The organism is Streptomyces virginiae, from assembly GCF_000720455.1.
GTDB lineage: Bacteria > Actinomycetota > Actinomycetes > Streptomycetales > Streptomycetaceae > Streptomyces > Streptomyces virginiae.
Map to the genome: position 1 here is coordinate 141,007 of NZ_JOAK01000004.1, position 13,409 is coordinate 154,415.

Here is a 13,409-nt window from a genome sequence, read left to right on the forward strand (position 1 = left end):
GATGGTGGTCAGGTGGCGGCCGCGGCGGACGCGACGAGCAGTTCCAGGCGGTCGGCGGCCTCGGGGGCGGCGCCCGCGGAGCGCAGGTCGTCGCGCATCCGTGCGGCGTTGGCGCGGATGCGGGTGTCGTCCATGACGCGCACGAGGGCTTCGCGCAGGGTGTGCGCGGTCAGCCGCTCGCGGTCGAGGCGGACTCCGAGTCCCAGCCGGCCGATGCGCTCGGCGACGGCGGCCTGTTCCTGGGTCTGCGGGACGGCCACCATCGGGGTTGCGTGGAGGAGGGCCTCCATGGTGCTGCCCATGCCCGCGTGGGTGACGAACGCGTCGGCGTGGCGCAGGACGGCGAGCTGGGGGACGTACGGGCGGGCGTCGACGTGGTCGGGCAGCGGGCCGAGGGCGTCGGGGTCGATCCCTGGGCCGTAGGCCATGACGACCTGCCAGGGCAGGTCCGCGACGGCCTCGCCGCACATCCGGAAGAACTCGGGCCATCCGTAGCAGGCGGTGCCCAGGGCGATCAGCAGCACCGGCCGGTGGTCGGCGGCGGGGGACCAGTCGCCCTGGAACCCGCGGTCGCCGGTGCAGGGTCCGACGAAGGCGAATCGGTCGTCGAAGGTTTCCCCGCGGTACTGGAAGGAGCGCGGCAGGAAGACCAGGCGCAGCGGCTCGGTGTGGCCGAGGAAGTCGCCGGCGGACGTCGCGGGCAGGCCGTGGGCGGCGAGGAAGCGGGTCAGTTCGCGGACGAACCGCAGGACTCCGGGGTGCAGCGGCTGGTCCGCCAGGAACTCCGCCTCCAGGGAGAAGTGCTCGTTGGACACGAAGGAGGGCCACATCTCGGCGGCCGGGAGATGCCACTTGGCGGCGAGGACCCGGCCTGCCCAGGCGATCCCGTCGTAGGCGATGACGTCGGGCCGGTCGGTGGCCCAGGCCTCGGTCAGCACGGGCAGGGTGGCCTCGGCCTCCCGGAGGAAGTCGGTGGGCGAGATGTCCAGGCCGTCGTCGGTCAGGGCGTCGTCGACCGGGTTGCGGTAGACGACGGGCTCCGCGCCGACGGCCCGTACGGTCTCGGCGAACGCCTCGGTGACCGCGTACGAGACCCGGTGGCCACGGCGCACCAGTTCTTCGACCAGGCCGAGGGTGGGGTTCACATGACCGTGCCACGCGATCCCCACGAATCCGACGTGGAGCGGCATGACTCCCCTTTCCTTTCGTTGACAAAACTTGACTACCGGCTGAGCATATTCGACAGATCATGACTTGCGGTAGAGGGGTTGGGATGACGACAGGAACCAGAAGGCCCGTCGCGGTGCCGTGGCACCGGGCTCTCGCCGGGACCGACGAGGCCCGGGTGGCCGCCGTCCCGGTGCCGACGGCGGCGCCCTCCGTGCACCGCAAGCCGGTGGAGGCCGCCTCGGCGGCCCTCGGCGCCGCCTTCGGCGCGCTGTCCGAGGACGTGCGGGCGACGGCTCCGCTGTACGTCCTGTGCCACGACTACGGCACCTGGGCGGCCCGGCGCTTCGTCGCCCGCTGCCACGACCCCGCACGCCGGCTGCGCCCCTCGGACTCGGTCGGAATGGAGACCTCCGAACTGGTGCGCCCCTACCTGACCGCCTCGGGACATCGCGGCGACTGCTACCTGCTGGCGCGGCTGCCGGCGTCCGACGAGGAGTTCACCCCTGCCGTCACCGCCGCCCGCCCGGCCGCCGTCGTACTGGACCTGATCGTGTTCCCCGGCGAGGACCCGCGTGACGCGGACTGCCTCGCCCTCGCCACCACCTGGAAGGCGTCCGGCCTGTGAGCGACATCGTCATCAGCGGACTCGGCCTGGTCACCCCCTTCGGCCGCGGCGTGGAGCCGTACTGGCAGGGCCTCCTCGGCGGACGCTCCGCCCTGGGGCCGGCCCGGCGCTTCACGGCGCCGCCCTACCGGGGCGAGCCGGTCGGCGAGGTACCGCAGGCGGGACCGGAGCCGGACGGGGGTCCCCGCAAGAGCGCCTACGCACGGGCCGCCCTGGAGGAGGCGCTGCACGCGGCGGGCCTCGCCCGGCTCCCGGACGGCGCCGTCGTCCTCCTCGTCGGCCAGGCCGTCCTCCCCCGGCCCGGCGACGGCCGTGCCCTGCCGACCGCCGACGAGCGGGAGTTCATGGGCCCGGACCCCGCCGAGGTCCTCGGGGTGCGCCCGGACCCGCGCCACGTGCACCTCTCGCACGCCTGCGCCTCCGCCGTCTTCGCCGTCGGCTACGCCCGCGAGCTGCTGCGCGCGGGCTCCGCGCCCGTGGCCGCCGTGGTGGGCTCGTCGGTGCTCAACCGGTACGAGTACGCCAGCATGGACGTCGTCCGGGCCGTCGGCCGCACGGCCGCCCGGCCCTTCGACGTCGAACGGGCGGGCATCTCGCTCGGTGAGGGCGGTGGCGCCGTCGTCCTGGAGAGCGCCGGTCACGCCCGCGCCCGCGGGGCGGCCGCGGACCTCGTCGTCGCGGGTGCCGCCTGCCGGGTCGCCGGCGCCAAGTCCGCGGCCTCGGACACCGACCGGATCGCCGCCTGCATGCGCGACGCCCTCGACGACGCCTCGGTGCACGGACTGGACCACGTGCACGCGCACGCGACCGGGACCGGTCAGGGCGACGCGGCGGAACTGGCCGCCGTCGAGGCCGTCGCCGCGGACTGCGGCGCCCGCGCCCTGCCCGTCAGTTCGCACAAGGGCGCCATCGGCCACCTGCTGCACATCTCCGGCGCACCGGCGATCGCCGCGGCCGCCGGGACGCTGCGCAGGGGGATCGTCGCGCCCACGGCGGGCCTCACCACCCCGGAGCCGACCGACCGGCTGGTGCTGCCCACGGCCCCGATGGAGGTCTCCGGCGCCCGGACGGCAGCCGTGAACAGCTTCGGCTTCGGGGGCAACAACGCCTCGCTGGTCCTGCTCCGGCGGTGAACCCACAGGTCGCTCCGCCCGCGGGGGTCGGGCGGAGCGACCGGCACCGGGGGTGCGGGCGGATCAGGCGGCCGCCACACCGACCATCTTGCGCAGGGCCGCCGTGTCGGTCTTGCCGTTGGCGCTCAGCGGAAAGCGGTCGACGACGTGGACGGCGTTGGGCTGTTCGTACTCCGCCAGATGCGGAGCCATCCGCCGGCGCCACTGGGCCGGTGAGCCGCCGTCGGGGTCGGCCACGACGAAGTGCAGGGCGCAGCCGCGCCGCCGGTCCTCCACCGCCAGCGCCTTGACCTGCCGCCCGCAGGCCTCGGCCTTGCGCTCCAGGCTCTCCGGGTAGAGCGTGAAGCCCGACCGGTGCACAGCCTGGTTGCGCCCCACCACGTACAGATGGCCCTCGGCGTCGAGGTGCCCGAGATCTGCGGTCGGGTACCAGGAGTCCTGCGGTACGGGGGCGAGCGTGCCGTCGTCGAGCAGGTGGCCCTCCATCAGCCCGGGCGAGAGCACCTCGATCTCGCCGAGCTCGCCGGGGGCGGCCGGTTCGCCGTCCGCGCGCACCACCCGTACCCGGATGCCCGGCAGCGGCCTGCCGCAGCCGGTGGGCACGTCGGGGGTGGCCAGCGCGACGTTCCCGAGTTCGGTGAGTCCGTACCCGTCGAGGAGGGGCCGGCCCAGGGCGGCGGGGAAGGCCGCCGCGAGCGGCGCGGGCAGCGGCGCGCCGCCGACGCCCCAGACGCGTACGCGGCTCAGCGCGGCGCGCAGCTCGGGGCGGCGGCGCACGACGCCGAGCAGGGAGTGGTAGGTGGACGGGGCCGCGTCCACGGCCGTGACCCCGTGCCCGGCGGCCTGGGCGAGGGCCACGTCGAGCCGCTGGTAGGGGGTGACGGCCAGCGTGCAGCGGGCCAGCCACCACAGCAGCACCACGGACAGCCCGTACTGGTGGGAGAAGGGCAGCAGCGGGGCGAGCACGTCGTCCGCGCGGTAGCCCATGGCCGCGATGGTGCGCCGGGTGTTGTCGTGGAGCGCGCGGCCGGACTTCACGATTCCCTTGGGCGGGCCGGTCGTTCCCGAGGACCACAGCACCACGGCGTCGGCGCGGGCGAACCACGCGGTGAGGTCGACGTCCGCGTCGAGCGGGGGGTGGCCCGCCCCGAGGCCGGGATACGCCAGCACGCTCTCGGCGGGGAAATCGGCGGCGGCCTCTTCACGGGTCAGCAGCCATCGCGCCCGCGCCCGGCGGGCCGCGAAGCGTCCGTCCGCTGCCGACTGGCGGTGGTCCACCGGCACCAGTGAGGCGTCCAGGTGCATCAGGGCGAGCAGGGCCACGACGTAGTCGACGGAGTTGTCGCCCTTGACCAGGACCCGGTCGCCCGGTCCGACGCCGCGCCCGCGCAGCTCCCCCGCGGCGGCGAGCACCCGGCCGGTGAGCGCGGCCCCGGTGAGCGTGCCGGCCGCGTCGGCGAGGCCGGGGGCTGCGGGTGCGCCGGCCGCCCGGCCCGGGGGTGGCGTCCGTACCGTCCCTGCTGTCGGTTCCTCGGTCCTCGTCACGGTCACCGGTGTGCTCCTTCTCGCGTTTCCCGTTCCAGCAGCGGGGTGCGCGGATCCCACCGCGTGCCCAGGGCCCGGTCGCGGCGCCGCCGGGCGATGCCGGACAGCGCCTCCAGGACGACGCGGTTGCCCAGGTAGGCGGTGATGTCGGCGTGGTCGTAGGGGGGCGCCACCTCGACGACCTCGACGCCGACCACGGGAAGCTCGTAGGCGATCCGGCGCACCGCGTCCAGCAGCTCGCGGGAGGTCAGACCGCCCGGCTCCGGAGTGCCGGTGCCCGGCGCCTGGCCCGGGTCCACCACGTCCACGTCGACCGACAGGAACACCCCGTCGCAGTCGTCCATGGCGACGGCGAAGGCCTCGGTGAGACAGGCCGGCAGGCCGCGCGAGGTGATCTCGGACATCTCGTACGAGCGCATGCCCTCACCCGCCATCCAGCGCAGGGTGTCCGGGCCGGGCCAGTAGCCGCGCAGCCCGATCTGGAGGAAGCGGTCGCCGCGCACCGCGCCCGACTCGATGAGCTGGCGCATCGGCTTGCCGTGGCCGTACAGCGGGCCGTCCTCCACCTCGCCGGTGTCGGCGTGGGCGTCGAAATGGAGCATCGCTATGCGTCCGAAGCCGTGGTGGCGGGCCAGCCCGCGCATGTCGGGGAGCGCGATCGTGTGGTCGCCGCCGAGCACGACGGGGATCGCCCCGAGCGCGGCCGTCATCCGTACCGCCTGCTCGATGCTCTTGATGCTCTGCTCGATGTCGCCCGAGTAGCAGGGGACGTCGCCGGCGTCGTACACCTTCAGCTCGGTGAGCGGGTCCACGCCCAGGGCCAGGCTGCGGCGTGCGCCGTTCTGCGGCAGGTAGCAGGCCTGGCGCATCGCGGACGGGCCGAAGCGGGCGCCGGGCCGGTGCGAGGTGCCGCCGTCGAAGGGGGCGCCGAGGATGACCACGTCGGCGTCCTCGGGCGGGTCGGACAGGTCGAGCCGCGGGACGCCGAGGAAGGTGATGTCGGGCCCGTGGGCCGATCCCAGGTGGTGCACGTCAGCTCCCGATCATGTGGTGGCCGCCGTCCGCGTGGACGATCTCCCCCGTGGTGGCGGGCAGCCAGTCCGACAGCAGTGCCAGGCAGGTACGGGCGACGGGGGTCGCGTCCGCGGAGTCCCAGCCGAGGGGCGCGCGGGCCGCCCACCCGGTCTCGAAGGCCGGTCCGTCGCCGCCGATGCCACGGGCGGCCAGGGTGCGCAGGGGGCCGGCCGCGACCAGGTTGACCCTGATGTCGTCGGGACCGAGCTCGCGCGCGAGGTAGCGGCTGCACGCCTCCAGCCCCGCCTTGGCCACGCCCATCCAGTCGTAGCCGGGCCAGGCCCGGGAGGCGTCGAAGTCCACGCCCACGACGGACGCGCCGGGGCGGAGCAGGGGCCGGCAGGCCACCGTGAGGGCCTGGAGCGAGTACGTGGAGGTGTGCAGGGCGGCGGAGACCTCGGGCCACCCGGCGCTCATGAAGCCGCCGTCGAGGCATTCGGCCGGGGCGTGCGCGATCGAGTGGAGCACGCCGTCGACGCCGTCGAGGTGCTCGCCGACGCGGTCCGCGAGCGTGGCCAGCTGGTCGGGTGCGGTGACGTCGAGTTCCACGACCGGGGGTTCGTGGGGCAGCCGGCGGGCGAGCCGCCGCACCAGCGAGGTGCGTCCGTACGCGGTGAGGACGATGCGCGCGCCCTCCTGCTGGGCGAGGCGTGCCACCGCGTAGGCGATCGAACTCTCGGTGATCACGCCGGTGATGACGAGTCTCTTGCCGTCGAGCAGGCCGCTCATACGGGTCTCTCCCTCAAGGTCCTTCGGGGCGCCGGGGTCGGTCCGGCGCACAGAACGCGCGGAGCGCGCGGAAAACGGACGAGCTCCGGGGCCCGCCCGGAAGGGCGGGCACCGGAGCTGCTCAGCTCGTTCAGCAGTGGTTGCTGGCGGTGCTGGCGACGCGCGTGGTCTCCTCGGCGGGGACCTCAAGGCCCTGCAGGTCGAGAACGATCGACATGATGTTTCCTCCTCTCCGACGTATCGGGGTCAGTGGACGACCGGTCGGCTGATGCCGTCCGGAACTCAGGGGGCGTGGTGGTCCACGCCGGTGGGGTGCCGGTCCGTGCGCGGCGCCAGGAAGGGCAGGAAGTCCCGCCGTCCGTCGAGCGCCGCGGTGAGGGCCAGCAGGATGCCGGGGCTGCCGGTGGCCAGGTCCATCGAGAGCCTGCGCAACTGCTCGCCGGGGAAGGCGAGGTGGCCGCGGTAGGACAGCGCGTGCCAGTGCAGTCGCGACAGGTGCCGCGCCACGGCCGTCCCGGGTGCCGTTCCCGCTGCGCGGCCGCGCAGCGAGGCGAGCGTCGCCAGCAGGCCGGCCCGGCCGCCGAACAGGTGCGGCTCGATGGTGAACTCCGGCTCGGCGGCCCGCACCAGGAGGGGCAGTGCCTGCTCCAGCCGGGCGTCCCGGTGGTGGGCGAGGACCTGGTCCGCGACCAGTGCGATCCCCGCGCTGCCCACCTCCAGGTACGGCAGCAGCCGGAACCCGCCGTCCACCTGGAGCGAGCCGTCCTCGGCGACGCCGCACAGGTCGAGGTCGTGGTGGAGCGCCCGGACCGCCAGGTCGAGGTGGGCCGTGTCCGCCGTGTCCTCGTACAGCCTCAGGAAGAACAGGGCGGGCCCGGACCAGCCGCGCAGCAGCCCGGCCCGGCTGCCACGGCCGGGGCCGGCCGTGATGCCCGGGGCGGTGCCCTGGGCGATCGCGTCGGCCATCCGGTCGGCCAGGCCCAGGGCGCGGCGGAGGTGGTCGCCTCCGCCCGTGCGGGCGGCGGCCTCCAGCAGGTCGAGGCCGATGCCCGCGGTGCCCCGCTGCAGGCTCAGGTCGCGCAGCACACCGACGGCCTGCGCGCTGCGGGCCAGCAGCGCCGCGGCCGCGTCCAGGTGGCCGAACTCCCGCAGGACGTGGGCGACTCCGTGCGCCCCGTCGTAGAGGCCCGGCCGCGACGGCGCTCGCCGTTCGGCGGCCTTGAGCAGCCACTCCTCGTGCTCGGGGAAGCGCCCCGCGCCCGAGGTGTGCAGCGCCCACAGGACGCCCGCCGCACCGTGGGCGAGGCCCGTCCCGTCGGTGAGGAACTGCCGTACGTCGCCGGGGAAGAGCCGGTCGTCGCGCTCGGGGGTCGCCGAGAGCAGGACGGCCTCCGCCAGGGACTTGCGTACGGCCGCCCAGTCGGGCCGCGCCGCGTCGAGGTCCACGCTCAGCGCCTCGCGGAGCACGGGCGGCACCCGGTCGCGCGCCTGCTCACCGGGGGCCAGTTCACGGCGTACGGCGTCCAGAGCGCCGGCGGGCAGGGCGAACCGCTTCTCGGCGATGTCCGCCTGGCGCACGCCGCGGCCCGGGTCGAGCTCGTTCAGCCCGGTGAGCGGGAACAGCAGCCACAGGCGCAGGGCGGCCAGGGCGTGCCGGTCGATGGCGAAGCCGGTGCGTCCGGCTCCGGCGAAACCGGGGTGGCCGAGGCCGAGCCGGTCCGCCTCCTCGACGGGGACGGCGAGTTCGAAGTCGACCAGCGAGACGCGGTCCTCGTCGTCGATGAGGATGTTCGCCGGGTGCAGGTCGCCGAAGACCATGCCGCGGGCGTGCACCTCGGCCACGAGCCGCTCGATGCGGTCGGCCACGGCCTGCGCCCGGTGGGCGTAGGCGGTGAGATCGCCGTCGGTCGGTCCGGCCTTGGTCAGCGGGTAGTGCCGGGCCAGCCAGCCCTGCAGGGTGTCGCCCTCCAGGTGCTGCACGGCCAGGAAGTGGTGCTCCCACACGACGCGGTGCTCGTACAGGGCCGGGATGCCGGGGATGCCGGCGAGGTGCTCCATGGCCCGCCGCTCCCGCGCCAGGCGGGTCACGGCGTCCCTGCCGCGGCCGTCGAGGCCCGCGTGGGGGCGGCCCTCCTTGAGGACGACCTGGCGTCCTTCGGCGTCCTTCGCCAGGTAGACGCCGCCGCCGTTGGAGAAGTGCAGGGCGCGCTCGACCCGGTAGGGGAAGTCCGCGGCGGAGCCGCTCGCCTCGCGGGCCGCGAGCTGCTCGGCCAGGAAGGGGGGCAGCTGGATCCACTCGGGCACCTCGAACACGGGCCGCCGCCGGTCGGGGACCAGGGTGCCGTCGGGGCGTTCGATCGCCGCCACGGCAGAGCCGTCCTCGTCGGTGCACCACCGGGCGACGAAGCCCCCGTAGCGCACGTGCAGCGGCCCGGCGTTCCAGCGCAGGTCGGTGAGGATGTAGGGGCCCGCCTCGCCGTCGAGGAGGCCGCCCAGGTCTTCCAGGGCGCGGCGCAGCTGGTGCTCGTCGCTCGGGTAGATCGTCACCAGCTTGCCGCTGGAGGAGCGCGGGGCGTACTTGAGGCTGTGGGTGGTCAGCACGTCGACGCTGCGCAGGAACTTGAACGGCAGTCCCTCGCGGGTGCAGTAGTCCCATGCGGCGTCCACGATGCGCCGGGCGTTGTCCGGCAGACCGGAGATGTGGATCTTCCAGCCCTGCTGCGGCATGACGTGGCCGACCGGCGTGTGCACGATCCACACGTCCATCTCGCGGCGCTCGAAGCCCTCGTGGGCCGGGGCGCCGGTCTGGGCGAACCAGGAGCTGTCGTCCTCGTTGTGGCGGCCGGCGATGTCGTAGAAGACGCGGCTGGCCTGGCAGTACTCCTCGGGCTGCGGCCTCGTGCTGGTCATCGCTCTCCTCCCTGGTACTCCGGCATCGACGGGGACTGCGAAGGCGGCCCGGAAGGCCCGGACGGGGCCCGGAGCACGAGCACGGCGTTGTGCCCGCCGAATCCGAACGAATTGCTGAGCACCGTGCGCACGGCGTGGGGACGCGCGGTGTGCGGCACGTAGTCCAGCTCCGTGTCCTCGGGGTCGTCGCAGTTCACCGTCGGCGGCACGATCCCGTCGCGGATCGTGTGGACCGCGGCGATCAGCTCGACCGCACCCGCGGCGCCGATCATGTGACCGGTCATCGACTTGAGCGAGCTGATGGGGACGCGCAGGGCGTGGCGCCCGAACACGGCGCGGATCGAGGCGCTCTCGATGCGGTCGTTGAGCTGGGTGCCGGTGCCGTGGGCGGAGATGTGGTCGATCTCCTCGGGCCGCACCCCCGCGTCGTCCAGGGCATCGGTCATGGCCTGCCGGGCGGCGAGGCCCTCGGGGTGCGGATGGGTCGAGTGGTAGGCGTCGGTGGTCGCGCCGTAGCCCGCCAGTTCGGCCAGTACGGTGGCGCCGCGGCGGTCGGCGTGCTCGGCGGATTCCAGGACGACGACGCCCGCGCCGGCGCCCATGACGAACCCGTCCCGGGCCCGGTCGAAGGGCCGGCTGGCACGGCCGGGTTCGTCGTCACGGCGGGAGAGCGCGCCGGCGTTGGCGGCGGCGGCGAGGTCGAGCGGATTGACCGCGTCGTCGGCCCCGCCGGCGATGACGACGTCCGCATAACCGTGGCGGATCATGCGCATCGCGTCACCGATGCAGGTGGCGCCGGTCGCGCAGGCGGTGGCGGTGGCGCCGGAGGGACCCCGTGCGCCGAGCCGGAAGGCGATCTCGCCCGCCGCGCTGTCCAGCGAACCGCTGGAGGCGAGGTACGGGGTCATCCTGCGCCGTCCGTGGTCGCGCAGGTCGTGGATGGCCGACTGCATGAGCTGGCCCGGGCCGTAGCCGGAACCCACCAGGACGGCGGTCCGCACGGCGCGTTCCCCGTCGATCTCCAGCCCGGCCTGCCGCACCGCCTGGAGGGCGGCGGCGAGGGCGAACTGGGCGTACCGGTCGAGTCGGCGGCCCTGCTTGTTGGGCATGTACGGCTTCGGATCGAAGTCCACGACCTCGCCGGCGAACCGGGTCGGAAGGGTGTCGCCGTCGTAGCGGGTGATGGTGCGGATCCCGCTGCGCCCGGCGGTGGCCGAGGCCCAGAACTCCTCGGTGGTGCAACCGATGGGGGAGACGACGCCGCTGCCGGTGATGACCACGCGGCGTTCCAGGGCACGAGCCCGTGTCTGCGTCATGTCCGCCTCCCTTCCTGATTGCCGTGAGCGTCAACCACCCTGCGGAGGAGGCCTGTTGGCCGTCCCGTCGGGGCGATGACCAAACATTGACACACTCTCGACTCAAGAGTCAAGAAACATGACTGAGCGATTCCCGAAGACGCCTCAGCGGCCACTCATTCACGTTGACGATGCGCCGTGAGTGCTGTTCACTGTCGAATTCATGGATAGTCATGAACTTGACTCAAGAGTCATGGAGAGTTGATATGCCGCGCTGGAGCACACTGTTGCTCGACGACGCCTCGCTCGCCGAGATGCCGAAGCTCCCCCTCAAGGACGTCCTTCGGCACGCCGACCTCGTCACCGAACAGCAGCCACAGCCACAGGCTCTCTACGAGCGCTGGGAGAAGCAACAGTGGTCGGCCCAGGCCATCGAACTCGGCCCGGACCGCGAGGACTTCGACAAGCGGCTCCCGAAGGCCGCACGCAAGATGATCGAGGAGTCCATCGCCACCTTCATCATCGGCGAGTACACCGGTCTCGACCTCCTGGGCCCGATCCTGACCGGAGCCCCCGAGGAGCGCGACCACCTCTACCTCGGTACGCAGATCGCCGACGAGACCCGCCACACGCAGCTGATGCTGCGCCTCGGCGAGGAGATCCTCGGCCTGGACCCCGACCCCAAGCGGATGCTGGTGCAGGCGTGGAACATGGTCACGCCGGCCCACCAGGAACTCAGCCGCGTCGAGACCGAGATCATCCGGGAGCTGCAGCAGCACCCCTCGGACTACCGCCGCTGGCTGCGCGCCGTGGCCCTCTTCCACCTGATCACCGAGGGCGTCCTGGCCCTCGTCGGACAGCGGGCCATCGTCAACTCCCTGCACGGCATCCCGCTGCTCGCCGGACTGAAGGCCGGCTTCACGGCGATGTGCCGCGACGAGTCCCGGCACGTCAGCTTCGGTCTGCACGCGCTGCGCCAAGGCGTGCTGGAGGGCTACGGCGACGACATCCGCGAGATCGTCGAGCTCGCCGCGCCGATCGCCCTCAACATCGAGGAGGGCGGCGAGGTGGACGCGGCCCCGCAGGGCCTCACCATGAAGCAGCTCGGCATCGAGAGCCTGTACCGCCAACTGCGCCTCATCGGCATCGAGAAGGAGTTCGCCGACCACGTCGTCGACCTCTCCGCCCTGAAGCCGGCCGCCGAAGAGGACCGCTGAGCCGCCACCGCGCGCCCGCCCACCGCCGCACCGCGCTCCCCCGCCCCACAGCCACAGCCACAGCCACACACCCCAAGAGAGGTAACCGCCATGACGCGTGAAGACATCATCTCCGGCCTCGCCGAGATCCTGAACGAGGTCGCCGACGTGGAGCCGGCCGACGTGACCGAGGAGAAGTCCTTCATCGACGACCTCGACGTCGACTCCCTGGCGATGGTCGAGGTCATCGTCGCCACCGAGGAGCGCTTCGGGGTGAGCCTGCCCGAGGAGGAGCTGAAGGAGCTCCGGCTGGTCTCCGACATCGTGATCCGGATCGAGAAGCAGCTGGCCGGCTGACCGCCCGATCCTCCCGCTGCTGCTTCGGCCCGGCCCGCCCCGGGGCCGGAGCGGCGCATCCACCCACTCCCGGACTCGCCCGCACGAGCCCGGGGCCAGGAGGCACCATGAGCGACGACCGGGTCCAGGTACGCCGCGCTCTTCGCGCCCTGTTCAGCCCGCTCGGCTGCCCCGACCCGTACCCCCTCTACGCGGTGCTCCGCGAACGGGCCCCCGTGGCCCGGCTGCCCGACGGGACCGTCGTCGTCACCCGCTACGCCGACTGCGACCGGGTGCTGCGCGATCCCCTCTTCCGCGTCGAGGACGACGAATGGATCGCCCGCACGTGGCCCGAGGGCCCCGAGCACCTGGCCGTCCACTCCCTCATGGGCGAGATGGTCAACCAGAACTCGCCCCATCACGAGCGGCTGCGGCGCCTGGTCAGCCGGGCCTTCACCCCGCGCCGCGTGGAGGGGCTGCGGCCGGCGGTGGAACGGCTGACCGACGCCCTGCTGGACGACCTCGCCGACCACGCCCCCACCGGACCGGTCGACCTGATGGAACGGCTCGCCCTGCCGCTCCCCATCACCGTCATCGGCGAACTGCTCGGCATTCCCGAGGAGGACCGGGCCTGGTTCGGCCCGCGGGTGCGGGACATCACCTCCGCCATCGAGAACAACCTCCTCGGCCCCGACCTGGAGCGCGCCGACGCGGCGACCGCCGAACTGTGGGACCGCCTGGGCGCGCTGGTGGCCGAGCGGCAGGCCGATCCGCGCGAGGACATGGTCAGCACGCTCATCGCGGTCCGCGACGCGGACGGCGACCGGCTCACCCACCGCGAGCTGCTCGCCAACCTGGTCCTGCTGTACTCCGCGGGCTACGAGACGACGAGCAACCTCATCGGCAACGGCACGGCGACCCTCCTCGACCAGCCCGGGCTCCTCGCCCGCCTGCGCGGTGAGCCCGACAACGTCGCCGCCTGGGTCGACGAGATGCTGCGCTTCACCCCGCCGATCCAGATCGCCTCGCGCTGGACCGGCGAGGACACCGAACTGCACGGGGTGAGCATCGAGAAGGGGACCCAGGTCGTGGCCCTGCTCGCCGGGGCGAACCGCGACCCGGAACGCTACGAGTCCCCCGACACGTTCCTGCCGGGCAGGCCCCTGTCCGGCTCGCTCAGCTTCGGCGCCGGCGCGCACTACTGCCTGGGCGCCGCCCTCGCCAGGATGGAGGCCCAGGTCGTCTTCCCCCGGCTGCTCGCCCGCTTCCCGCACATCGCCCACGCCGGCCCGGCGCTGGCCCGTACGCGCGTCACCTCGCTGCGCGGCTACGACCGGCTCCCGCTGGAGCTGAAGTGATCCCGGACGGCCGCCGGCCCGGGGCACAGAGCCCCGGG

General features: G+C 73.7%; 12 protein-coding genes. 5 read left to right on the forward strand and 7 right to left on the reverse strand.

Features of this window, described 5'->3' with window-relative positions; translation table 11 throughout:
• Positions 1-8 precede the first annotated feature (8 nt).
• A complete protein-coding gene (locus IG86_RS0108970) occupies positions 9-1,190 on the reverse strand; it encodes a macrolide family glycosyltransferase (RefSeq protein WP_030896124.1) in 1,182 nt (393 codons plus the stop codon).
• Positions 1,191-1,273: 83 nt separating this feature from the next.
• Between IG86_RS0108970 and IG86_RS39790 the strand changes: the two genes are divergently transcribed.
• The gene (locus IG86_RS39790) at positions 1,274-1,795 is read left to right on the forward strand and encodes a hypothetical protein (protein ID WP_157854796.1); all 522 of its coding nucleotides are present in this window, start codon (positions 1,274-1,276) and stop codon (positions 1,793-1,795) included.
• Positions 1,792-2,928 (forward strand): beta-ketoacyl synthase N-terminal-like domain-containing protein, encoded by a 1,137-nt coding sequence (locus IG86_RS0108980; RefSeq protein ID WP_030896126.1) that lies wholly within the window; start codon positions 1,792-1,794, stop codon positions 2,926-2,928. Before IG86_RS39790 ends, IG86_RS0108980 begins: the two co-directional genes overlap by 4 nt.
• A 63-nt stretch (positions 2,929-2,991) precedes the next feature.
• On the opposite strand, the gene IG86_RS0108985 is transcribed toward IG86_RS0108980, so the two are convergent.
• The 6 genes from IG86_RS0108985 to fabF form a co-directional block, all read right to left on the reverse strand.
• Positions 2,992-4,479, reverse strand: a complete 1,488-nt coding sequence (locus tag IG86_RS0108985; protein WP_234315986.1) for a class I adenylate-forming enzyme family protein — start codon at positions 4,477-4,479, stop codon at positions 2,992-2,994.
• The gene (gene speB, locus IG86_RS0108990) at positions 4,476-5,504 is read right to left on the reverse strand and encodes an agmatinase (protein ID WP_030822922.1); all 1,029 of its coding nucleotides are present in this window, start codon (positions 5,502-5,504) and stop codon (positions 4,476-4,478) included. The genes IG86_RS0108985 and speB overlap by 4 nt, the downstream gene beginning before the upstream one ends.
• Position 5,505: 1 nt before the next feature.
• Entirely contained in the window at positions 5,506-6,276 is a 771-nt protein-coding gene (gene fabI, locus IG86_RS0108995; RefSeq protein WP_030822919.1) for an enoyl-ACP reductase FabI, read from the reverse strand.
• 130 nt (positions 6,277-6,406) lie between these two features.
• Entirely contained in the window at positions 6,407-6,493 is an 87-nt protein-coding gene (locus IG86_RS45485) for a class III lanthipeptide (RefSeq protein ID WP_199814445.1), read from the reverse strand.
• A gap of 65 nt (positions 6,494-6,558) precedes the next feature.
• Positions 6,559-9,186: a class III lanthionine synthetase LanKC gene (gene lanKC / locus IG86_RS0109005; protein ID WP_045936379.1), complete on the reverse strand. Its 2,628-nt coding sequence runs from the start codon at positions 9,184-9,186 to the stop codon at positions 6,559-6,561.
• Complete coding sequence (gene fabF, locus IG86_RS0109010; protein ID WP_045936378.1) at positions 9,183-10,502, reverse strand: beta-ketoacyl-ACP synthase II; 1,320 nt, start codon at positions 10,500-10,502, stop codon at positions 9,183-9,185. The genes lanKC and fabF overlap by 4 nt, the downstream gene beginning before the upstream one ends.
• Before the next feature lie 245 nt (positions 10,503-10,747).
• Between fabF and IG86_RS0109015 the strand changes: the two genes are divergently transcribed.
• The 3 genes from IG86_RS0109015 (at position 10,748) to IG86_RS0109025 (ending at position 13,371) form a co-directional block, all read left to right on the forward strand.
• Positions 10,748-11,698: a ribonucleotide-diphosphate reductase subunit beta gene (locus IG86_RS0109015; RefSeq protein ID WP_030822913.1), complete on the forward strand. Its 951-nt coding sequence runs from the start codon at positions 10,748-10,750 to the stop codon at positions 11,696-11,698.
• 90 nt (positions 11,699-11,788) lie between these two features.
• A complete protein-coding gene (locus tag IG86_RS0109020) occupies positions 11,789-12,034 on the forward strand; it encodes an acyl carrier protein (RefSeq protein WP_030822912.1) in 246 nt (81 codons plus the stop codon).
• A 107-nt stretch (positions 12,035-12,141) separates the two neighbouring features.
• Entirely contained in the window at positions 12,142-13,371 is a 1,230-nt protein-coding gene (locus IG86_RS0109025; protein ID WP_030822909.1) for a cytochrome P450, read from the forward strand.
• Positions 13,372-13,409: the final 38 nt, after the last annotated feature.